Origin of the sequence: Gordonia otitidis (assembly GCF_020735545.1) — a bacterium.
Classification (GTDB): domain Bacteria; phylum Actinomycetota; class Actinomycetes; order Mycobacteriales; family Mycobacteriaceae; genus Gordonia; species Gordonia otitidis.
Window position 1 is genome coordinate 272,225 of the sequence record NZ_CP085974.1, and the last position, 23,040, is coordinate 295,264.

General features: G+C 66.0%; 13 protein-coding genes. 5 read left to right on the plus strand and 8 right to left on the minus strand.

Going from position 1 to position 23,040, the window contains the following annotated elements:
- Nucleotides 1–25: 25 nt before the first annotated feature.
- The 4 genes from LK459_RS01220 to LK459_RS01235 form a co-directional block, all read right to left on the minus strand.
- Complete coding sequence (locus tag LK459_RS01220; RefSeq protein ID WP_227921293.1) at nucleotides 26–2,995, minus strand: AAA family ATPase; 2,970 nt, start codon at nucleotides 2,993–2,995, stop codon at nucleotides 26–28.
- The gene (locus LK459_RS01225; protein ID WP_227921295.1) at nucleotides 2,992–4,224 is read right to left on the minus strand and encodes an exonuclease SbcCD subunit D; all 1,233 of its coding nucleotides are present in this window, start codon (nucleotides 4,222–4,224) and stop codon (nucleotides 2,992–2,994) included. Before LK459_RS01225 ends, LK459_RS01220 begins: the two co-directional genes overlap by 4 nt.
- 65 nt (nucleotides 4,225–4,289) lie before the next feature.
- The gene (locus tag LK459_RS01230) at nucleotides 4,290–5,774 is read right to left on the minus strand and encodes an MFS transporter (protein ID WP_227923514.1); all 1,485 of its coding nucleotides are present in this window, start codon (nucleotides 5,772–5,774) and stop codon (nucleotides 4,290–4,292) included.
- 47 nt (nucleotides 5,775–5,821) lie between these two features.
- Nucleotides 5,822–6,499 (minus strand): PadR family transcriptional regulator, encoded by a 678-nt coding sequence (locus LK459_RS01235; RefSeq protein WP_227921296.1) that lies wholly within the window; start codon nucleotides 6,497–6,499, stop codon nucleotides 5,822–5,824.
- A 101-nt stretch (nucleotides 6,500–6,600) separates the two neighbouring features.
- Here LK459_RS01235 and LK459_RS01240 point away from each other — a divergent pair, with 101 nt between their 5' ends.
- The 4 genes from LK459_RS01240 (at nucleotide 6,601) to LK459_RS01255 (ending at nucleotide 16,444) form a co-directional block, all read left to right on the plus strand.
- A complete protein-coding gene (locus LK459_RS01240) occupies nucleotides 6,601–7,656 on the plus strand; it encodes a glutathione S-transferase family protein (RefSeq protein ID WP_227921298.1) in 1,056 nt (351 codons plus the stop codon).
- Nucleotides 7,653–8,393 carry a hypothetical protein gene (locus LK459_RS01245; protein ID WP_227921300.1) on the plus strand — a complete coding sequence of 247 codons (741 nt, stop codon included), beginning with the start codon at nucleotides 7,653–7,655 and terminating at the stop codon, nucleotides 8,391–8,393. Before LK459_RS01240 ends, LK459_RS01245 begins: the two co-directional genes overlap by 4 nt.
- Nucleotides 8,390–12,331, plus strand: coding sequence for an ABC transporter ATP-binding protein (locus LK459_RS01250; RefSeq protein WP_227921302.1), 3,942 nt, complete (start codon nucleotides 8,390–8,392; stop codon nucleotides 12,329–12,331). The genes LK459_RS01245 and LK459_RS01250 overlap by 4 nt, the downstream gene beginning before the upstream one ends.
- 252 nt (nucleotides 12,332–12,583) lie before the next feature.
- On the plus strand, nucleotides 12,584–16,444 hold the full coding sequence (locus tag LK459_RS01255) for a multifunctional oxoglutarate decarboxylase/oxoglutarate dehydrogenase thiamine pyrophosphate-binding subunit/dihydrolipoyllysine-residue succinyltransferase subunit (protein WP_265416853.1): 3,861 nt from the start codon (nucleotides 12,584–12,586) through the stop codon (nucleotides 16,442–16,444).
- Nucleotides 16,445–16,551: 107 nt separating this feature from the next.
- On the opposite strand, the gene LK459_RS01260 is transcribed toward LK459_RS01255, so the two are convergent.
- Genes LK459_RS01260 through LK459_RS01270 form a run of 3 tightly spaced genes read right to left on the minus strand, consistent with a single transcriptional unit; the run spans nucleotide 16,552 to nucleotide 20,743 of the window.
- A complete protein-coding gene (locus LK459_RS01260) occupies nucleotides 16,552–17,889 on the minus strand; it encodes a glycosyltransferase (protein WP_227921305.1) in 1,338 nt (445 codons plus the stop codon).
- A complete protein-coding gene (locus tag LK459_RS01265; RefSeq protein WP_227921307.1) occupies nucleotides 17,862–19,316 on the minus strand; it encodes a hypothetical protein in 1,455 nt (484 codons plus the stop codon). The genes LK459_RS01260 and LK459_RS01265 overlap by 28 nt, the downstream gene beginning before the upstream one ends.
- Nucleotides 19,317–19,324: 8 nt before the next feature.
- Nucleotides 19,325–20,743: a non-ribosomal peptide synthetase family protein gene (locus LK459_RS01270; protein ID WP_227921308.1), complete on the minus strand. Its 1,419-nt coding sequence runs from the start codon at nucleotides 20,741–20,743 to the stop codon at nucleotides 19,325–19,327.
- 110 nt (nucleotides 20,744–20,853) lie between these two features.
- On the opposite strand from LK459_RS01270, the gene LK459_RS01275 reads away from it, so the two are divergent.
- The gene (locus LK459_RS01275) at nucleotides 20,854–22,131 is read left to right on the plus strand and encodes a glycosyltransferase (protein ID WP_227921309.1); all 1,278 of its coding nucleotides are present in this window, start codon (nucleotides 20,854–20,856) and stop codon (nucleotides 22,129–22,131) included.
- Here the strand turns inward: LK459_RS01275 and LK459_RS01280 are convergent.
- Nucleotides 22,120–23,040 (minus strand): glycosyltransferase family 2 protein, encoded by a 921-nt coding sequence (locus LK459_RS01280; protein ID WP_007238335.1) that lies wholly within the window; start codon nucleotides 23,038–23,040, stop codon nucleotides 22,120–22,122. The two genes, LK459_RS01275 and LK459_RS01280, sit on opposite strands and share 12 nt — an antisense overlap.

Sequence of the window (23,040 nt, forward strand, 5' to 3'; positions counted from 1 at the left end):
GCGCATAGCTGAATCGCGCGACTGGTCAGCCCGACGCGGCGAGCGTGCGGACCTTCACAGACGAACCCGCCTCACCACGCAGTACCTGCAGCTGTGACGGTATCCGCGCACGCAACTCGTCGACGTGACTGACCACGCCGACAACCCTTCCACCGGAACGTAATTCGTCAAGGACACCCATGACCAGATCGAGCGACTCCGGATCGAGGGTGCCGAATCCCTCGTCGATGAACATGGTGTCGAGCACTCGTCCACCCGATTCCGCGGACACCACATCAGCGAGGCCGAGTGCCAGCGCGAGCGAGGCAAAGAATGTCTCGCCGCCGGACAGGGTTGTCGCCGCGCGAGTCGCGCCGGTGTACTCGTCGCGTACCTCGATGCCGAGGCCACCGCGCCGACCGCGTGGTCCGCCTGCGTCGGTGTGCGCGAATTCGTATCTCCCCGCGGACATCTGACGGAGTCGGGCCGACGCTGCCACCAGTACCTCTTCGAGGCGCGCCGCGAGAACGTAGGAGCGCAGTGTCATGCGCCGCGCATTCTGGCCGCGACCGCTGACCAGTTCGGCTAGCTCGCGAAGCTCCAGCTGTTTGGCTCTCACGGGCTCGATGGCGCTCAACGCCTCCCAGTACTGGGCGACGTGATCGGCCAATCCGCTCACACGACGCCCGGCCACGGCCTCGGCACCCGCCGCGGTGTCATGGCGTTGACGAGCGCTATCAACAGCCGCAGCCAGCGCATCGACGTCAACGGGGTCGGCAGCGAGTGCTGCGCAGACGTCGTCGTCATCCAGCGTTGCCTGCGCCTCACTGCGCAAGCCGTGCGCGCGCCGCAGTGACGACTCCCAGATCTCCATCTGTTCGGGAGTCGCCATAGCGGCGCGGACCGCTTCTTCGTCGACCAACCCGGCATCCGCGCACGCCTCCGCAAGGCGTCGGGCTGTGCGCTCGAGACGCTCACGTGATCGGATGACCTCGGCGCGGTCGTCTCGTACCGAGGTTATGGCGCGACACAGCTCGGCTAGTTCCTCACGCCGTGCGGCGACGCTGACCCGACCTCCGGTCGCCTGCGCGACCTCGTCGTCGAGCGACGTCAGCTCGGCGCGCAGTGCGTCGAGCCGCGTCGACGCCGACGCACGGGCGGACTGCTGTTCGCCTCGCTCGGCGGTCAGCCGCTGGGCTTGGGCGTCGAGATCGTCGACCTCGCGCTGCAGATCGTCGATAGAGCCTGCAACCCGTTCGGCTGTCGCGAGACGCGCTGCAGCGTCTGCTCGTTCGGCAGCGATTCCTTCGCGGCTCGCACCGCCGATAATGCTGTCGAGATTCGCCCTGCGCTCGAGATAGGTACCGAGCGACGACCGCGTTGCCGCCACGTCGTCGGCCGCGCGTTGCTCGATCTCGGACGCTGCGCGCTCATCGACGTCGCTGACACGAACCTCAGGGCTTGCAGTCGTCGGCGCCGGATGAAGCGACGACCCACACACGACGCACGGCTCGCCGTCGACGAGTTGTGATGCCAGTTCCGCGGCCATGCCGGTGAGTCGACGCTCGCGGAGGTCGAGCAGATGCGAGCGAGCCTCGTTGTGCGCCTCGCGGGCGTCGTGAAGTCGACGCTCGGCGCGCTCGATCGTCTGCGTGAGTTCTTCGCGCTGGCCGAGCGCAAGGTCGACCGTCTCGACCTTCTCCACTCTGCCACGCAACATCTCGAGCTGTGCGCGCTGGTCGCGAGCAGCACCCAACGCGTCGATCGCACCGGCTTTGCGCGCGGGCATCGCTGTCAGCGCGGCGTCGATGTCGTCCACACGGGCAGTCGCGGTCGCGATCTCCCGTTCGACGGCGGCTATGTCGGCAACGATGGTCGGGCGTTCGTCAACTCTGCGCGCCAGCGGTTCGAGGCGGGCCGATTCCGCCGCCCAGGTGTCGGCCGCCCGCTCGAGATCGCCGTCTGTGCACCCGTGCAGCGCAGCAGCTTCCGGTATTCCGAACAACGCCGATTCTGACCCGGCACAGCGTGCGAGGGACCGCTCGAGCGCTTCGAGAGCATCACGATGATCCACCATCAACGGCACCACCGGAGCTGCGCGTCGTGCAGCCGCGAGATCGGTCTCGGCGCGGTGGAGCTCAGCGCTCGCAGCCTCGAGTTGATCGATCTTCGACCGGGCAGCGAGTCCTCTCTGCCGGTCGCGCATGAGACTCGTTCCCCGATCGTATGTGTCTTGCGCTCGCTCGAGTTCGGCTCGAACCGACGACAGTCGGAGGACCTCGCGCTCATGTGACTCGCGTGCGGCGTCGAGACATCCCTGGGCCCAATCCATGTCGGGCTCGACGGGCGTTTCCGTCTCGGCCAGTGCCGCAATCTGCGCCGCGATCCGACCGAGCGTGGCCTCCTTTTCGTCGAGCGCTGCATTGCCCGCACGCGCGTGGTCGCGCAACCATTCCTCGACGTCGCCGAAGCGCTCGGTGTCGAACAGGCGTTGTAACAGGGCTTCTCGATCCTCGTTGGCAGCGCGCAGGAACCGGGAGAAATCGCCCTGCGGCAGCAACACCACCTGGAAGAACTGCTCGGCGCTCATACCGAGGAGACTGCCGATCACCTCGCCGATCTCGGGTAGCCGCGTGAGCGGTACGCCTGACCCGTCGATCCAGTCGAGGGTGGCCCTGGCCTGCACCTTGGTGGTGCCCGTCCCCCGCTTCTTCGGGCGGTGATACTCCGGGGATCGCACGATGCGCAGCCTGCGTCCGCTTATGGTCGCTTCGAGCTCCACCTCCGGAACCTGTTGCGCCGACGCATGATCGGAGTGCAGTCGCTTGGCGTCGTGACGCGTTCCCGGCACCCGACCGAACAATGCGAACGCAACGGCGTCGAGAATCGTCGTCTTCCCCGCACCGGTCTGCCCGTGCAAGAGGAACAGCCCGTCCTCGGCGAGGGCGTCGAAGTCTACGGTGACGTCGTCGGCGAATGGACCGAACGCACACATGCGGAGGCGATGAAGTCTCATGCCGTCTCAGCCATGGTGTCGATCTCGAACAGCGTCAGCGACTCTGCTGTCTTCTCGGCGTCGCGCGATTCGTCGACCTGTTCCGCCGCAGCAACATGCTCCGGCTCACCGACGACGGCTCGCAACGCGGCATCGAGGAGCGCACACTCCGCAGCCGTGGGTTCGTCACGGACATCAGTGACGAAGGAGCGGATGATCTGCGCATCGGTTCGTCCGTGCACCCGCGAGTGGTAGTCGAGTTCTGTTGCCGCCTCGGGACGCTGCCACTGGACGTGCACCGCATGTGGGAAGCGTTCGCGGAGTCGACGCATCGCGTCGACCGGGCGTGTCGCATCGGTCAACGTCGCCTCGACGTAGTGGTCCTCTGCGCCTGCATGATCGGTGGACGTCAGCAGTTCGTCGAGTGTTCCCGTGAGCGAGCTGAGGCCGCGCACCTCCTGAATGTCGTGACGTCGCACCTCGGTGACTCCGTCGGCGCCAAGGTCGACGAGCCACACCGCCTTGCGGTGCGTGCGCTCGCCGAACGAGTACGGCAGGAACGACCCGCTGTAGCGCACGGCCGGCGTGATCTCCTGCGGTGAGTGCAGGTGACCGAGAGCAACGTAGTCGATACCGGAGAAGGTCTCGGCGGCAACGGTTTCCACACCACCGACGCTGATGGATCGCTCAGTACCGGTTGCCTCGCCCCCGACGACGAATGCGTGTGCAGCGACGACCGAACGTGCGTTGCGAGAGGCGAGATCGCCGCGAATGCGGTCCATGGCCGCGGTCAGAACATCCTGGTGGCCCCGAGCGTCGGGGACACCGAGGGCCACTCGACTGACCTCGGGTTCGAGGTACGGAATGCCGTAGATCGCCACGTCCCCGTACTCGTCGGATAGGATCACGGGATCGTCTATGGCATCGACAGATGTCCGCAGATGTAGTCCACCAGCTGCGGCAAAGGCAGATCCGACGCCGAGTCGGGTCGGGGAATCGTGGTTGCCCGACGTCACGACGATGGCTGCCCCCGCCGCTGCAATCGCCGCGAGTCCCTCGTCATACACACGCACTGCGTCGGCAGACGGCACCGACCTGTCGTACACGTCGCCCGCGACCACCACGACGTCGACGGACTCTTCCGCGACGATCGCTGCCAACTGAACAAGCGTCTGCCGCTGGTCGTCGAGCAGATCGATGCCGTGAAACGTGCGACCGAGGTGCCAATCGGAGGTGTGCAGGATGCGCATGACCAACACCGTACGATCTGCCACCGACAGATCTGCGGAGGCGCGTCAGCGGTCGGCCCGCGCCCTCAGGCGGCGCCGGCCTCCTCCACCGCACCCTCCGCGCCGGCAGCAGCTTTCACGTCCGCAGCAGGCGGATACGAACGCTGCCCCGCCGGGCGCTTGAGGAACAGGGTGGCCACCACGCCGATCAGCAGTGCCGCCGCAGGCAGATACAGCGTCTGCCCCATGGCATGGGCGAACGGTTCGCGCACGGCGTGGCCGAAGACCTCGATCGGCAGCTGCTTGGCACTGTCGTTGTTCGATGCTGTGTCCATGCCCGGCAATTCGGCTGCGAGCCTGGTCTGCATCAACGCACCGACCGCGGCCGCACCGATCACCGACCCGATCATTCGGGTGGTGTTGTAGACACCGGCGCCCGCGCCCGCCTGATACCAGGGAAGATCGCGAGTGGCGGTCGCCGCGAGTGGCGCCCAGATGCCCGCCGAGGCGATACCCATCAGGCACAGCGGCAGGATGAGCTGCCACACCGGCGTGGCCGAGCGGGCGATGGCGCCCATCCAGAACAGCGAGATCGAGGCCAGCAACAGTCCCGTCGAGATGATCAGGCTCGGATGCACCTTGTCGAGGATCCTGCCGACGATCGGCGCGAGAACACCGGTGAAGATCGCCATCGGCACCATCACCAGTGCGGACTGCGTCGGCGTCATGCCTCCCACGAGTTGCAGGAAGAACATCGCCGGAATCATTTGGCCCGAGATCGCGAAGCCCATGGAAGCAATACCGATGTTCGACAGCGAGAAGTTGCGCTGACGGAACAACGACAACGGCACCAGCGGCTCGGTCTTGACCCGCGACTCCCAATAGATGAAGAGTGCGAACACCACGATTCCGACGATGATCAGCGTCCAGATCCACGGCGCCCAGTCGTACTTCTCTCCGTCCTGGATTCCGAACACCAAGGCGGACAGACCGACTGCCGACAGCACCACACCGACCCAGTCGAAACTGTGGTCGTGCTTGTCGACCTCGGGGACCAGCACTGCGGCCAGGATCAGTCCGACGATTCCGACGGGCAGGTTGACGAAGAATATCCACTCCCACCCGAGGTTGTCGGTCAACACACCACCGAGCAAGGGGCCGACGAGTGTGGCGACACCGGCAACCGTTCCCCAGACACCCATTGCGGCGCCACGCTTTTCGGGCGGGAAGATGCGTTGGATCATCGCCATCGTCTGCGGCGTGATCAGGGCGGCACCGATTCCTTGCAGCGCGCGGGCCGCGATCAACTCGCCGATCGAACCGGAGAAGCCGCACCAGACACTCGCGGCGGTGAAGACCACGAGGCCGACCTGGTAGACGGTCTTGGGTCCGTACTTGTCGCCGAGCCTGCCCGTGATCAACAGCGGCACCGCGTAGGTCAGCAGATATGCACTCGTCACCCACACGATGCCGTTGACATCGGTGTCGAGAGATGCGCGGATCTGCGGCTGCGCGACGGCGACGATCGTCATGTCGACGAGGATCATGAAGAAGCCGACACACAATGCCATGAGCGAGAGCCACGGTCTGTTGGTCACCGACTTGAACGTTGGAGCTGTCACGGGTTCGGAACTTTCTGTGCTGTGGACGTTGTGGTGGATGGCGTTGCTGGAGATGATGTCGCGGTGGATGGTGTTGCGGCGTGCTTCGATCTCCACGTCGAGTCGGGATCGTCGATCCACTCGATGTCGCCGTGCCGCAGCCGTTCGAGTAGATGGGCGAGCCAGTCGATCTGGGTTCGCAGCGTCGCCAGTCGGCAGCCGACGTCGAGGTAGAACATCTCGACCGCTCCGCACGTATTCGCGGCCGCCTGAGCGGCCTCGATGCGCTCGTAGTCGGCGCGCATCGCCGCGACGCGCCGTTCAAGCAACTCGACGACGCGCTGCCGCGGCAGCGAATGTGCCTCGGAGAGTGCGAGATAGAGTTCGGGGTATTCGACCGGGTGCCGTTCGAGGATGGCCTCGAGGCTGGCGTCGAGCGCCGCCCTGCCTGCGTCGGTGATCGTGTAAACGGTTCGTTGGGGGCGATTGCCCTCCTTGCGGACTTCGGAAACCTCGATCAAACCGTCAGCCGCCAGCCGATCGACTGTGTGGTAGAGCGTCCCCGGCCGGACCTTCGTCAAGCGGTCTTCCTGGCGTTCGATCGTGGTCTGGAACATCTCGTACGGGTGCATCGGCCGCTCGCTGACCAGCCCGAGAACCAGGATCGCCTGCGGAGCCAACGGCGTCGGGGTCACGTCGCCTCCTCTCAATCACTCCGAACCAAATATTCCTGGTGGAATATACCGCTCCGACTATGCCGTGCCAAGCGTCGGTCGCGATCACTACTGTGGATTCCATGAGCGCTGATCAGTCCACCGCAACGCGCGAGCCCGACGGGCAAGCGTCCTATGTCACCAGCGGACAGGAGTTCGTCCGCGACACCCAGTACATCGAAACGCGCATCACACGTGATGGTCGCGACGGCTATCCCGTCGAGCCGAACAGGTACCGGCTCGTCGCCGCCCGCGCATGCCCGTGGGCAAACCGCACCCTCATCGTGCGTCGGCTCCTCGGCCTCGAGGACGCCATCTCACTGGGCCTGTGCGGTCCCACCCACGACAAGAACTCGTGGACGTTCGACCTCGACCCGGGCGGAGTCGATCCGGTTCTCAAGATCCCCCGCCTCAAGGATGCCTACGAGAAGCGCTTTCCCGGCTACCCCAAGGGAATCACCGTTCCGGCGATCGTCGACGTGCCCAGCGGCGAGGTCGTCACCAACGACTTCAAGCAGATCACCGTCGATTTCGAGGTCGAGTGGGTCGACTACCACCGCGACGGTGCACCCGATCTCTACCCCGAGCACCTGCGCGACGAGATCGAAACCGTCAGCAAGGGCGTGTACACCGAGGTCAACAACGGCGTCTACCGCTGCGGATTCGCCGGCAGCCAAGAGGCATACGACAAGGCATATGATCGGCTCTTCACCAAGCTCGACGAGTTGACCGAACGTCTGAGCTCGCAGCGCTACCTGGTCGGCGACACGATCACCGAGGCCGATGTGCGACTGTTCACCACATTGGCGCGATTCGATCCGGTGTATCACGGACACTTCAAGTGCAATCGCAGCAAGCTGTCGGAGATGCCGGTGCTGTGGGCGTACGCACGCGACCTCTTCCAGACACCGGGCTTCGGTGACACGGTCGATTTCACGCAGATCAAGCAGCACTACTACATCGTTCATCGCGACATCAACCCCACCGGGATCGTGCCGGACGGCCCCGACTTGCGGAACTGGCTGACCCCACACCACCGTGAAGAACTCGGGGGACGTCCCTTCGGCGACGGAACACCACCACCCCCACCGCAGCCGAACGAGGTCGTTCCCGAACAGGATTGGGTACCGCTGTCATGACCGAAACCAAACGGACCGAACAGAAGCCTCCCAAGAAGGCGGTCGAACTCACCGGCTCTGTGCTCGACAAGGCGCAGCGTCTGCAGGCTCCTGCGGTCACGAAATACGTGAACGCGCTACGTAAGGCGCATCCGGATGAGTCGCCCGAGCAGATCATCCGCCGCCTCGAGAAGCAGTATCTGCGCACCGTGATGGGTTCGGGCAGCGCCGTCGGTGCAACCGCGGCAGTCCCCGGTATCGGTACGATGACCGCGCTCGGTGCCATGACCGGCGAGACGGTCCTCTTTCTCGAGGCATCGGCTCTGCTCGCTCTCGCGATCGCCGAGGTGCACGGGATCGGCGTCGAACAGTCGGAACGACGAAAGACACTGGTTCTGGCAGTCGCGCTCGGCGAGGAGGGGGTCACGGCACTCGGCCGCCTCATCGGGACACGAGGTGGCGCGTTGCGCCGACTGGGGACCGCGGCCATTCCCGGGGGCGGCGTGGGCAAACTCAACACGGCGTTGATGAACAAGATCGTGAAGAAGTACGCGATCAAGCGCGCGCCCCTGATCTTCGGCAAGATGATGCCCGCAGGTATCGGCGCCGTCGTCGGCGGCGTCGGCAACCGAGCACTCGGACGTCGCGTCGTCCTCAACGCACGTGAAGCATTCGGCCCCGCACCGAGATCGTGGCACGGCGACGTCGTCGACGGTTCTGTGGTGACCGAACCCGGTCTGCCCGCCGGGGATCGGTGACCGGCTCCCTCACGGACAGCCGGGCCCCGACCCGAGATGCCCCACCCACCTCCGACAGCGCAACACCGACCGAACGAACCGGCTGGATTCGTCGACTCTCCGCAGAATGCTGGCGCCACCGCAGACTGGTGGTCATCACTCTCGCGGTAACACTCGTCGCCGTCGGCGTCGACCTCGTCGCACCGCTGCTCGCCAAAGCGGCGATCGACCGCGCCACCGGAGCGGTGCACGACTCCGTGACGATCCCGATGATCGTGACGGCTCTGCTTATCCTTGCGGTCGTCCGCTATGCCTGCCAGTTCGGCAGACGGCTCACCGCCGGGCAGCTGTCGATCGGCGTGCAGAATTCGCTGCGACTACGTCTGATGCGAACTCTGCTGCACCTCGACGGCGCAGCGCAGTCTCGCATCAGTACGGGACAGGTCGTCTCACGGTCGATATCCGATCTCCAGATCGTGCAGGGCCTGTTGGCCGTGGTGCCACTCTCGGCGGGTGCAGCGGTCCAGGTCGTGGTCGCGATCGGGATCATGGCCTACTTGTCCCCACTGCTGACCATCGTCGCTCTGAGCATCATCCCCATTGTCGGTGTAGTCGTGTTCACCACGCGCCGAAAGCTTTTCGCTGCGACGTGGTCTGCTCAGCAGGCGGCGGCCAACGTCGCACAACACGTCGAGGAGACCGTGACGGGCGTACGCGTCGTCAAGGGCTTCGGTCAGGAATCACGCGCGGTCGACGAACTCGTCGGGCTGGCCGGCGACCTGTACTCGAAACGACTGCGCGCGGCGAAGATCAACGCGCGATTCGCGCCGACGATGGCAGCCATCCCCCAGTTGGGAATGGTCGCGGTGATCGCGCTCGGCGGATGGCTCACATTGCACGGCACCATCACCGCGGGCACGTTCCTCGCATTCGCCACCTACGTCGCCACGATGACCTCGCTCGCCCGGCTGCTCACCAATCTGGTCGTCAGTGCCCAGTTGGCCCGCGCAGCTGTCGACCGCGTCTACGAGGTGATCGACGAACCCACCGATCCGGGCGACCGACAGACCGGCACGGTGCCGGACGGGCCGCTCGGGCTCCGGCTCGACGCCGTCGACTTCGCGTTCGGCGACAAGACCGTGGTGCACGACGTCGACCTCGACATCGCGCCGGGTGAGTGCGTTGCCATCGTGGGACCGCCCGGCTCCGGGAAGTCGACCCTCGCCGAATTGACGAGCCGCTATCTCGTGCCGACCTCCGGTTCGGTGTCTCTGACCGCGAGGGACGGCATCCACGACGTCGCCGACCTCTCCCCCGACAGCCTGCACACCGCGCTGGCGGTCGTCTTCGACGAACCGTTCCTCTACTCCGATACCATTGCCGCCAACATCGCCCTCGGCGCCGCACCGGGCGAGCGAACTTCCGCGGACGGTTCGCCCGACCCACGACTCGTCGACGCCGCGGCGCGGGCCGACGCGCTCGAGTTCATTTCGGCTCTGCCGGACGGATTCGACACCGTCGTCGGCGAGCGCGGTCTGACACTGTCGGGAGGTCAACGGCAACGAGTCGCACTCGCCCGCGCGCTCTACGCCGCTCCGCGAGTCCTCGTCCTCGACGACGCCACGTCCGCCGTCGACGCCGCCACCGAGTCGCGCATCCTGCGTGACCTCCGCGGAGCACACGCAGACAGCGAAGCGGGCGCGGGGTCAGGCGGGGGTAGGAGCAGCAGACCCACGATGTTGGTCCTCGCGCACCGGCGCTCGACGTTGATGCTCGCCGACCGCGTTGCCGTACTCGACGGCGGAACCATCACCGACATCGGCACGGTCGCTGAACTCGACGCACGCAGTCCGCGCTTCCGCGAACTGATGACCGGGATCGTCGCGGAGACGGCAGGCGCCACCACCTCCGGCCGCACCGCACCACCATCCCCGACCCCCGACACACCGACGGCGATCGACGACGGCCTCATGGCCCGGCTGTGGCCACCCGTCGAGTCCGAATCTGCAGACACGGCACCTGCAGACATGGCGTCGACGTCAGCGGCGGCACACATCGCGCCCGCACCCGGTCGGCCCTCCGGCAGGGGCGGCGGCGTCGCGAGTGCTCTCGGCTCCATGCAGGCCACGCCGCAACTGACTCGGGCGGTCGACGCATTGCCACCCGCCGACGAGGATCCCCATGTCGACACCGCAGCGATACGTCGGGAAGACCGCCAGTTCAGTTTGTGGGGAATCCTCTCGCCGGTTCGCCTGCTCCTCGCAACAGCCATCATCTGCATCTCGCTGGACACCCTGATCGGTCTCGCCTTCCCGTCCCTGGCGCGAGCTGTTCTCGACGCCGCAGACCGCGCGGACGAAACACGGCTCTGGGAGGTCGCGGCGTTCGGTGTCGCGCTCGTCGCCATCGGATGGATCGTCGGCGCGGTGATGACGTTGACCTCCACGCGCGCCGGTGAGCGTGTCCTGTTCGGACTGCGGGTGCGCAGCTACGCACACCTACAGCGACTCGGCCTCGACTACTACGAGCGCGAGCTGTCCGGCCGCATCATGACCCGCATGACCACTGACGTCGATGCACTGTCGACGTTCCTGCAGACGGGACTGACGTCGGCGATCGTCGCCGTCCTCACCCTCGTCGGCGTCACCGTCGCTCTGCTGCTCACCGACATCGAACTCGGCCTGATCATCCTTCCGGTGTTCCCCATCCTGATCGCCGCGACAGTCGCCTTCCGGCGGGTCGCCGCCGATGCGTACACACGGTCACGCGAACTGGTCAGCGTCGTCAACGCCGACTTCCAGGAGAACATCGCGGGCATCAAGACCACCCAGACCTATCGCAACAGCGCCGTGGCGATGGCGCGCTTCACCGACCGCACACTCGAGTGGGTGCGTGCGCGTATGCGCTCACAACGCGCGATCTCGGTGTACTTCCCGTTCATCACCCTCATGTCCGACATCGCCACCGCGGTGGCGATCGCGGTCGGTGCGCATCGCATCGCCGGCGGCACGATGCAGGCGGGCACGCTCGTCGCATTCATCCTCTACCTGACGCTGTTGTTCGGGCCGGTTCAGCAGCTCTCACAGGTCTTCGACGGATACCAGCAGGCCGTCGTCGGCCTCCGCCGCATCGCCGACCTCCTGCGAACTCGCAGTTCACTCGAGTCACGCTCTGACCGAGTACCCGTTCCCGCGAACGGTTTTCGCGGCGATATCGATCTCGCCGACGTCGGGTTCCGCTACGCGGGTGCCTCTGCCGACGCGTTGAGCGACGTGGAACTGACCATTCCGGCGGGATCGTCACTCGCCCTCGTCGGGCGCACGGGCGCAGGTAAGTCAACGGTGGTGAAATTGCTCGCCCGCTTCTACGACCCCACCACGGGTGAGGTGCAGATGGACGGGACCGACATCCGCGATTTCGGACTGCTCGACTACCGTCACCGCATCGGGCTGGTACCACAGGAAGCCCACCTGTTCACCGGCAGTATCGCGGACAACATCGCCTACGGGAGGCCCGACGCCGACCGGACAGAGATCGCTGCCGCGGCGCTCGCCGTGGGTGCCACGGACGTCATCTCAGGGCTCGATGGCGGTATGCGACACCAGGTGGGCGAACGCGGGGGTGGCCTGTCGTCGGGCCAGCGGCAACTGATCGCACTGGCCCGCGCCGAGCTCGTCGAGCCCGACCTCCTACTACTCGACGAGGCGACGGCGACACTCGACCAGGCGACGGAGGCGCTGGTGCTCGCCGCGGGCGAGACGGTCACACGCAGTCGTACCTCTGTGATCGTCGCGCACCGCCTGGCAACTGCTGCCCGAGCCGATCGCATCGCGGTCGTCGACGACGGCCGCATCGTCGAGTTGGGAACACACGACGAGCTGTTGTCGTTAGGCGGTAGGTACCGCGCGTTCTGGGATGCAGGTGTCGATCCGGACGCCGACGGTATCGAGCCTGCTTGAGGCGATGTTCGTGTCTGCCGACACGAGTCGGCAACGCCGGCTGCGGATGGGGGCCGCGCCGCAATCGCGTCGTCGCGGCCGGTAGACGGCGCGCAACGTCGCGCGCGTAGCATGGGCAGGTGGTGCGCCGTAGTCTTCACGAGGGGCTAGCGACGCGAGCGAGCGACCCGACACCAGAGGGAATTGAGGCGAGATACCGCTGTGAGCAGTTCGATATCAGATTTCGGACAAAACACGTGGCTGGTCGACGAAATGTACCAGCAATTCAAAAAGGACCCGAACTCGGTAGACCCGAGTTGGCACGACCTGTTGAAGGACTACCGGCCCGGCGAGGACGGCGCGTCCTCGCCGTCCAATGGATCGAGTGGCAACGGTAGCACCGGCAAGGCCGGAAGCGGTCAGCCGACGAAGAGCACGACAGCGACGAAGAGCGCACCGACGACCAAGAGTGCGACAGCCTCGTCGAGCGCCTCATCCGCCACGAGCGCTTCCTCCACCAAGGACTCGTCGGCGTCGAACGGGACGTCGTCCAACGGCAACAAGCCCGCCGCACGTCAGGTGACGCTCGACCAGGAGCCGACGCCGCGCCCGGCAGGCAACAACTCCCCCGCCCGCGAATCCACTGCGACCAAGGCCGCCTCGGGTCACAGCGTTGCCAGCCGAGATGGTTCGTCGCGTTCGCAGAAGGCACCGGCGACCGCGAAGGCCGCGCCGAAGGGCGGCGACGAGCCCGCAGGCGAGGACACCCAGAAGGTTCTCCGCGGCGCATCGGCCGCGGTCGCGAAGAACATGGCCGCATCGCTCGAGATCCCGACGGCCACCTCGGTTCGCGCAATTCCCGCCAAGTTGATGATCGACAACCGGATCGTCGTCAACAACCACCTGTCACGTACGCGTGGCGGCAAGATCAGCTTCACCCACATCCTCGGCTACGCCATCGTCCAGGCGATCAAGTCGTTCCCCAACATGAACCGGCACTTCGCCGAGATCGACGGCAAGCCGAACGTCGTCACACCGGCGCACACCAACCTCGGTCTGGCCATCGACCTCGTCGGCAAGGACGGCAACCGCTCCCTGGTTGTCGCTGCCATCAAGAACTGCGAGACAATGGGTTTCGCCGAGTTCTACACCGCCTACCAGGACATCGTGCGTCGCGCACGTGACGGCAAGCTCACCGCCGACGACTTCGCGGGTGTCACCATCTCGCTGACGAACCCGGGCACCATCGGCACAGTGCACTCGGTGCCGCGTCTGATGAAGAACCAGGGCGCCATCATCGGTGCGGGTGCCATGGAGTATCCGGCGGAGTTCCAGGGCGCGAGCGACGAGCAGATCGCCGAACTCGGTGTCGGCAAGCTGATGACGCTCACCTCCACCTACGATCACCGGATCATCCAGGGCGCCGAGTCGGGCGACTTCCTGCGCAGGATCCACGAACTACTGCTCGACGACGCGTTCTACGACGAGCTGTTCACCGCGTTCCACATTCCCTACGAGCCGATCCGTTGGCGTCGTGACATCCCCGCGGGTGTCGTCGACAAGAACGCGCGGGTACTCGAGCTGATCGCGGCCTACCGCAACCGCGGGCACCTCATGGCCGACACCGATCCGCTCATGATGGACAGCTACGCCCGCACATCGCATCCGGATCTCGACATCCTCACCTACGGCCTGACCCTGTGGGATCTCGACCGTAGCTTCAAGGTCGGCGGCTTCCACGGCCAGGACACGATGAAGTTGCGCGACGTGCTGTCGATCCTGCGCGACGCGTACTGCCGACACGTGGGAGTCGAGTACACGCACATCCTCGAACCCGAGCAGCAGCGCTGGGTTCAGGAGCGCGTCGAGATCAAACACGTCAAGCCGCCGGTCGCCGAGCAGAAGTACATCCTGTCCAAGCTCAATGCCGCCGAGGCCTTCGAGACCTTCCTCCAGACGAAATACGTTGGGCAGAAGCGCTTCTCGCTCGAGGGTGCGGAGTCGGTCATCCCGATGATGGACGCCGTCATCGACCAGAGCGCCGAGTATTCGCTCGACGAGGTCGTCATCGGCATGCCACACCGCGGCCGCCTCAACGTGCTCGCGAACATCGTCGGCAAGCCCTACTCGAAGATCTTCACCGAGTTCGAGGGCAACCTGAATCCGTCGCAGGCGCACGGGTCGGGTGACGTGAAGTACCACCTCGGCGCCGAGGGCAAGTACTACCAGATGTTCGGCGAGAACGAGATCAACGTCTCGCTCACCGCGAACCCCAGCCACCTCGAAGCGGTCGACCCGGTTCTGGAGGGGCTCGTCCGCGCCAAGCAGGACCAGCTACCCGAAGAGCGTGAGTTCTCGATCATGCCGCTCATGCTGCACGGCGACGCCGCGTTCGCCGGCCAGGGTGTCGTGGCCGAGACCCTCAACCTCGCGATGCTGCCCGGCTACCGCACCGGCGGCACCGTGCACATCGTGGTCAACAACCAGGTCGGGTTCACCACAGCTCCCGAACACTCGCGTTCGAGCGAGTACTGCACCGACGTCGCGAAGATGATCGGTGCCCCGATCTTCCACGTCAACGGCGACGACCCGGAGGCGTGCGTCTGGGTGGCCAAGCTGGCGGTCGACTACCGCGAGGCCTTCCACAAGGACGTCGTCATCGACCTCGTCTGCTTCCGCCGTCGCGGACACAACGAGGGCGACGATCCGTCGATGACCCAGCCGGCGATGTACGACGTGATCGACACCAAGCGTGGCGTCCGCAAGTCCTACACCGAGGCTCTGATCGGTCGTGGTGACATCTCCACCAAGGAGGCCGAAGACGCGCTGCGCGATTACCAGGGGCAGCTCGAACGGGTCTTCAACGAGGTCAAGGAACTCGAGAAGTTCACCCCGGAGCCGAGCGAATCGGTGGAAGCCGATCAGCCGCTGCCGCAGAAGCTCGTGACCGCCGTCGACAAGTCGGTGCTCGAGCGCATCGGCGACGCGTTCTACGACACTCCGGATGGTTTCACTCCGCACCCACGCGTGAAGCCGGTACTCAAGCGCCGCCACGAGATGAGCCGCGACGGACACATCGACTGGGCGTTCGCCGAGTTGTTGGCCTTCGGTTCGCTGGTGCTCGAGGGACGCACCGTTCGCCTGTCGGGCCAGGACTCACGCCGCGGTACGTTCAGCCAGCGCCACTCGGTACTCATCGACCGCGAGAACGGCTCCGAGTACACACCCCTCAATCACCTCGCACCACTCGATGGTGACGCGGACTCGGAAGGCCGCTTCATGGCCTACGATTCGCCGCTGTCGGAGTTCGCGGTGGTCGGTTACGAGTACGGCTACTCGGTGGGCAACCCGGACGCTCTCGTGCTGTGGGAGGCGCAGTTCGGTGACTTCGTCAACGGCGCGCAGTCGGTGATCGACGAGTTCATCAGCTCCGGCGAGGCCAAGTGGGGTCAGCGCTCGGATGTCGTGTTGTTGCTTCCGCACGGCCACGAGGGCCAGGGCCCCGACCACACGTCGGGACGCATCGAGCGCTTCCTGCAGCTGTGTGCGGAGGGTTCGATGACCGTTGCGCAGCCGTCGACACCCGCGAGCTACTTCCACCTGCTGCGTCGCCACGTTCTCGACGGCATCAGCCGACCGCTGATCGTCTTCACGCCGAAGTCGATGCTGCGGAACAAGGCTGCGGTCAGCCCGGTCGAGGACTTCACCGACGACAAGTTCCGCTCGGTGATCGACGACCCGAAGTTCCGCAAGCAAGACGGCGACCGCAGCAAGGTCAAGCGCGTTCTGCTCGTCAGCGGCAAGATCTACTACGAGCTCGCCGCCCGCCGGGACAAGGAGGATCGCGACGACATCGCCGTGGTCCGCGTCGAGCAGCTCTACCCCGTACCGCATCGTCGCCTGCAGGAGACGCTGGAGCAGTACCCGAACGCCGACGACTTCGTCTGGGTTCAGGATGAGCCCGCCAACCAGGGTCCGTGGCCGTTCCTCGGTCTCTGGCTGCCCGAGATGCTGCCCGACCTGCTCAAGGGCCTGCGTCGCATCTCGCGTCGACCGATGTCGGCACCGAGTTCCGGCTCGTCGAAGGTGCACGCCGTCGAGCAACAGGAGATCCTCGACGAGGCTTTCGCCTGACGGACTGGTCACACTGACGGTAGAAGGGCCGTACCCGCGCGGGTACGGCCCTTCTACTGTCTCTGGAAGTCCTTGTCGGAGAGCAGCCTGTCTGCGGACAGCGTCCCTCAGGCTGGGGCCAGGCTACGGCTGAGGTGGGCTTCGCAGATCTGTGCCGCGGCGTCGACAGCTTCGCGTGGGTCGGTCATCCGCGACGCCAGCTCACGCGCGGTCTCGCGGGTGGAACGGCTCGTGAGCACCGCGACTCCCGTGGCACAGTCGTCACCGGTCAGCGAGGCCAACCTCCGTCCGACGCCGACACCGAGTGCAGTGACGCGAGCAGCCCAGAACGGCTGCTCAGCCGTCACCGCACACACCATCGTCGGCAGTCCCGCACGCAATGTCGCGCCCGTGGTCCCCGCTCCACCGTGATGGATGGCCGCGCGGCACCGCGGTAAGACGGCAGCGTGGTCGAGCGCTCCCACAACGAACACGTCGGGATCCGAACGACCCACACCGTCGTAGTCGGTTGCCGAGAGTAGACATCGCTGCCCGGTACCCCGCACGGCGCGAACGATCATGTCGAGTGTGGCAACGGGTTCGGCGATCGACATGCTGCCGACCGTGACGAATACAGGTGGCGTCCCGGCGTCCAACCACTCGGCGAGATCGGTACCTTCCCCACTGGTTTCGCTGATTCCCACCCTGGATCGGCGCGGCAGATCCATGAAGCCCACGATCGGTTTGGTTGCGCCCCACTCGGATTCCAGCCGCGGCTCGATCTCCCGGTCGTAGGCCTGGATTGCGACGATCCCCGCCTGTTGCATCCGCTCGGGAAGCGGCCCCCGCGCGCGCGGGAGCCCGAGTCTGCGTCGAAATCGGTTCTCGTTCCACCCGGTTGCCAGCCAGGTGAGGCGGTCGGTCACACGCCACGACCGTCTCTTCCACTCTGCCGACCAGGAGTCGGTGAGACCCGGTATCGCACCGAACACGCTGTTGTGCGACATCGGCGCGAATCGCAGAACCACCAACGACGTGCCGAGATGCTCGGAGAGTGCAAGACACCGGTCCTGGCAGAGCGGCGCGGCGACGATGAGGTCGACGTCGGACAGGCGCGCGCCGGGGTCGACGAACTCGGCCGCCAGCGAGTCGTCGAACGCTGTGAACCCTCGACGAACCGTTGCCAGTGCGAAGCGTGCGCGCGCCAGTCCGTGCGAACCGCGCACCGCCTCCGCCTCCGCCTCGGGTGACGACCACGCCGTGTGGGTGTCGAGACCGATCTCGATCGTGTGCAGGCCGACCTCGATGGCGAGGCCTGCCAGATTCGGCGGGAGCGCAACGCTGACACGATGGCCACGTGCCTCGAGTTCGAGAGCGAGCGCGAGACCCGGTTGGATGTCGCCCCGGCTGCCGTACAGGACGACGGCGACGTGTGCGCTCACCAGAACCAGTGCTCCAGGTTCCACGCTGTGAGCTCGTCGTCGATCATGGCGCGCACCGTGTCGGAGTCCCCGAAGTGATCAGGATGGATACCGAAGAACGTCAACGTGATTCGTGAACCGTACGCTGCAGCCCACGCGGCGACCGCGGGACCACGCGTCCGTCGATCCTGGATCGGAAGTCCTGATGCCAAGGCGCGCACAGCAAATCGCGTGGCCGTCGAGTCACCGATCCGCAAGACCGCGTCGGGCACCCTCCCGAGGTTGGACACCGTGGTGTCGGGTCCTGGGACCGATCGCATCATGGAGGCGATAGCGCGAGACGGTAGCAGTCGCACCAGTGGCTGCAGATTGTCTGCCACCTGGTCGTGTCGTTTGGCGGCATACTCGCCGAATGCGTTCTTGCTCAGTGTACGAATATCCTCGAGACCCTCGCCCGGACCAACTGGTCCCGCCAATCGAATCCATACGCCACCAGAGGCATTGGCGCGTTGATCGGTGTCACCGTCGCGCGTACTCACGGCGATGCACACGCGCAGCTCGTCGTCGACCGGCAGCCCCGAACGGTCGACGATGCCCGCCAGCAGTGCGGTGAACAGGCTGTTGGATGTGCCGCCGTGCGCGCGTGCGCATTCCGCCCAGGCGTCACTGTCGACGTCGACGATCGCGAGCGTGGTGTCAGGGCCGTAACCATCAGCCGGCTCGGCGAGTGATCGACTTCCCAATCGCGACGGCCGCGTCCGAGCAGTGGTCGCGGGCACTACCCCGTCGGCGGCGGCCGACGCCGCTCGCCTGTCCCGGTACTGCTGCCATCCCGCCCTCGCCAGCACACGCACCGACCTGCCGGCCGCGCGGACCTGCGAGACCGCGTCGACGAGATCCTCCCCGAGGACGCGACGACCGTGCACTCCGGCGGGATCCGGAAGCAGAGCAGCCGTTTTCGACAGTGCCGCTTCCAAAGCGGAGAAGAGCCCGTGTCCGTCGGTGACCATGTGCGAGACGACCAGCGATACGACCCGATGTCCGGCTGTCGTCGTCGCCGAGTCCAGCCGCCATCCGCGTCCCGAGATCGGTTCGATTCCCGAGTCCCGGACGCGCCGGTCGGCCCACGACGCGATCGCGTCGTCGTCGATCGTGTCGTCGTCGTGCCCAGCCGCAGGCATGAGCGAACGCACCCATCGGTGCCGCGCGGCCGGGACACGCGTCCGGGATACCATGCGGTGCAGGGACCCGCGGGCGAGGCCGTCGCGCAAGTCCTCGATTGCCCCGGGCCCGGGATCGTCCTCGAACACCCACAGGTACTGAATCGGCGAACCGATCCCGAAGAGATCCTGCGCGAGCAGATAGGCCTCGTCCGGTCCGGTCACGCGAAGTGGCGGAGTATTTGACTCGATGGAACGCTCGACGGGTGTCGACGCCCGGCGCTCGGTCGTCGTCTCGGTTGTGGCGGTCATAGGGCTCCTCACCAGATGTCGGAAGTCGTCAGACCCCACGCGGCCAACTCCTCGGCGAGTAGCGCGCGAAGGGAGTGTTCGTCGGCGAACACCGACTCGTCGAACGCGAGGACGCTGAAGGTCACGTGTTCGGATGTCCGCAGTGACCACGATTGGACGCCGTCACCGAAACGGTGATCGCCTGCAGGGTCGACACCCTGTGCTGTCCCGCGGAATGCGAGGCGGCGAGCACGATGTCCACCGACTCGCAGCACTGCGTCATCGACGTCGCCGAGATTGGACACGACCGCATCCGGCATCCCCGAACCCGCGCTTGCTGCCGACACCAGCAACCGTGTCGGGAGAAGCCACACGAGCGGATGGAGGTGCGCGGTAGGTGCGCGAGTGCCATTCGCTAACCGGGTGTAGGCCTCTTTGCATGCGCGTCGAATGCGCGAGAGATCCTCTCCCGGAGCCGGATCGTCGGTGAGCAGGACCGAGACGCCTGCGGTCGCGTTGGCACGGTCGTCGTCGATGCCATTCCGCCTGTCAACCGGGACACCGACTTTCAGCGGTACGCCCATCGGCGCGTAACCTCCCGATCTGAGCAGGCCGGTGACGACGGCGATGAACAACGCATTCGGAGTGCCGCCGTGGCGGGCGGCCACCGCGTCCCATTCGCTTGCCGACACCGTCACCGTCGCCCACCGCGGCTCGGCCGACCGTGCGCGGCTCGCCGAGGTCGAGCGTTGCGGGCGCGGATCGCCCACCGGATCGGAGGTTCCTCGACGATGACGCAGGGCGCGGGCGACTCCGACCGTCGATGCCCGCACCTGCCTCACCACATCGAGCCCGTCAGCGACGAGCGTCGGAGGTTGCGCTGCGGACCGTTCGGCCACCGTCTCGCCTCCGTCGGAGGCCAGCGCCCGGCGGGCTGCTGTGATCAGGCCGCGACCGTCGGTCACCAGGTGGAGCGCGCACAGCGACAGCAAGGTGTCGCCCGACTCGGTCACCGCTGCGCGAACCTGCCAGCACCGACCGCCCTGCGCATCCAGCTGCACCTCGGCGAGCACATCCGTAGCCCAGCGGTGGGTATCGGACGACGCAACGCGCGCGGAGTCGAGCACGGGCGCGAGGACACCGTCAGCGCTCACCCAACTCGGACGCGCACCCGGTACCCGCGGCGCAACGACCCTGCGGTGTAGGACGCCACGCGAGAGACTGTCGGCAAACGCGGAGACGACAGCGGGATCGAGAGGTCCGGGAATCTCCCACACCAGTTGGAGCACAACCGACCACCCGAGGCCTCGGTCCAACAACCAGTAGGTGGAATCCTCGTCGGCGAGGCGCGACACGGCCTCGGCCTTTCCTCGGCTCGCTTGCCGCGTAGGACGCATGCGAGCGCCGACCGGTTGCCGCGCGGTTGTCTTGTGCTGTGTAGTCGTCATGTCGTGGACCTCCGGTGTGACCGCACTGCAGGACTGCGCGGAATGCGTAGGATCGGAGTCGTCAACAGTTCGACGAGCGCCGACGAACGGAGAACTGCGGAGTGCGTATTGTGTTGGCAGTCAATGGAAGTCGAGGCGACGCGCAACCTGCTGTCGCGCTCGCGACAGAACTGCACACCCGAGGCCACGACGTCACCCTCGCGGCGCCACCGGACCTCGTCGAGTTCGGGCGTGGGGCGGGTATCGCTACCGAACCCTACGGCGGCCAGACGCGCGAACTCCTCGACTCCGACCTCGTCCGGTCCGATCTCAAGTCGCGCAATCCGCTGCGCCGTCTGCGTGCCATCTCCGAGATCAGCGTGCGTGGGGGCCGGGAGATGCAGCAGCAGCTGCTCGACCTGACCGAACGCGCCGATGCCGTCGTCGCCACGAGTGCCGGGCAGGAACGAGCTCACAACGTGGCGCAGGTTCGTGCGATCCCGCACATTCCGCTCCACTACTGTCCGATCCGCCCCAACCGCAGCACCTCGCTGCTTGCCCAGTTCGGTATCGACAGCCCCGGGGCGCTCAACCTGTGGAGCTGGCGCCTCGTCGAGCACACCCTGTGGTTCGCGACGCGTCGTGCCGAGAACACGTTGCGTGCCGACATCGGTCTTCCGCCCGCGCGCACGGCCTATGCATCGCAGATAGAGACGACGGGCGTTCCCGAGATCCAAGCGTATGATCCGGTGCTGTTCGATGGCCTTGCGGCCGAATGGAATCGACGCCGCCCACTGGTCGGGTTCTTCGATCTCGCCCCACGCCAGCGCGCAGGTGTCGGCGACACGGGGCTCGATGATGATCTGCGCGGCTGGCTCGACGCGGGGGACCCGCCGGTCTACGTGGGTTTCGGGAGCATGATGCCCCGCGATCCCGACCGCCTGGCGACCGCCTTCCGCGAGGCGGCGGCCCAACACCGTGTGCGTCTTCTTGTTTCGGGCGGCTGGAGTGGATTCATGTCGAGTGCAGATGTAACCGCGACCGACGACATCCGCGTGGTCGGCCATATCGATCACCGCAGCATCCTTCCGCTCTGCCGCGCAGCCGTACACCATGGCGGCGCCGGGTCGCTGGCAGCGGGATTGCGGGCCGGCCTTCCGACCCTCGTCACCTGGTTCGGCGCAGACCAACCGATCTGGGGCCGCGCGATCACGACGTCGGGCCTGGGCGCCACCCTTCCTGTCGCCCGGGTGACGACAGAGAACCTCCTGGCAGCCTTCGGCACACTGCTGTCTCCGGAGGTCGCGGAGCGAGCTGCCGACGTGGCACGTAGCATGATCGATCCGACAGAGGCGGTCACGGCCGCGGCCGACATAGTCACACACGTCGTCACCGGCTCACGGAAGTAGTCGATCGTGCCGTTGACGCAGCATGTTTCGTACCCCGAAACCGCCCGTCTCGGGATCGTAGGAACGCAACACCAACAGTCGCGCGCCGTGGAGCGCCGTCAACGCCGGTAGGTAGACAGCCGCTGCGCCGAGCGCGAGTCCATACCGTCGGTGAAGCGCAAATGTTCGCGGCAGGAAACTCATGTATGTCACGAACGACGACATACCGGTTTCCATCCGTCGCGGCGAGACTCCCACCGTCAACGCAGGCAGGAAGGCGTTGCGTCCACCCGCGTCCTGGACGCACAGTCCGAGATCGACGTCCTCGAAGATGTCCCGACGCATGCTCACACGATCGCGGATACGAGACCACACTTCGCGTCGCACAACCATGTTCGAGCCATAGAGCACGGGAATCTCCGACGGTGCGCGAACCTCCCGATCCCGATTGAGCGGATGGAGCCTGATCTTCCACTTGTCGAAACGGCCGTCGAACGGCACCCCATACGCCTCGCCGCGACCACACAACGCCGACCATGCCTGCGCGCCGTCAGCCATGAAGAAATCGACGATGGTCTCCGCCCAGTCGGGACCGACTCGCGTATCCGCATCGATGCGTGCCACCAGATCACCCGTGGCAGAGTTCATTCCGGCATTGCGCGCGAACACAAGTCCCTGCTGCGGCTCAGTGATGAGCCGAATTTGTGAAAACTTCTGCGCCAGAGCCCTGATGATGTCCGGCCCGCGATCGGTGCTGTTGTTGTCCACCACGATGATCTCGTGAATGTGGGCGATCTGAGCACATAGTCGGTCCAGACACTCACCGATCGTCGACTCCTCGTCGTAGACGGGAACGACAACCGACAGGGTGATTGTGTGCGTCTTCCCGAGTCGATTCGAGTCGCTCGCAGCGAGCGGTGCCAGTGTCAT

Bases quoted from the DNA above. Each gene is read 5' to 3' on its own strand.
- LK459_RS01220 (WP_227921293.1), bottom strand. From the start codon at position 2,995: ATGAGACTTCATCGCCTCCGCATGTGTGCGTTCGGTCCATTCGCCGAC.
- LK459_RS01225 (WP_227921295.1), bottom strand. From the start codon at position 4,224: ATGCGCATCCTGCACACCTCCGATTGGCACCTCGGTCGCACGTTTCAC.
- LK459_RS01230 (WP_227923514.1), bottom strand. From the start codon at position 5,774: ATGGCATTGTGTGTCGGCTTCTTCATGATCCTCGTCGACATGACGATC.
- LK459_RS01240 (WP_227921298.1), top strand. From the start codon at position 6,601: ATGAGCGCTGATCAGTCCACCGCAACGCGCGAGCCCGACGGGCAAGCG.
- LK459_RS01245 (WP_227921300.1), top strand. From the start codon at position 7,653: ATGACCGAAACCAAACGGACCGAACAGAAGCCTCCCAAGAAGGCGGTC.
- LK459_RS01255 (WP_265416853.1), top strand. From the start codon at position 12,584: ATGTACCAGCAATTCAAAAAGGACCCGAACTCGGTAGACCCGAGTTGG.
- LK459_RS01265 (WP_227921307.1), bottom strand. From the start codon at position 19,316: ATGACCGCCACAACCGAGACGACGACCGAGCGCCGGGCGTCGACACCC.
- LK459_RS01270 (WP_227921308.1), bottom strand. From the start codon at position 20,743: ATGACGACTACACAGCACAAGACAACCGCGCGGCAACCGGTCGGCGCT.
- LK459_RS01280 (WP_007238335.1), bottom strand. From the start codon at position 23,040: ATGACACTGGCACCGCTCGCTGCGAGCGACTCGAATCGACTCGGGAAG.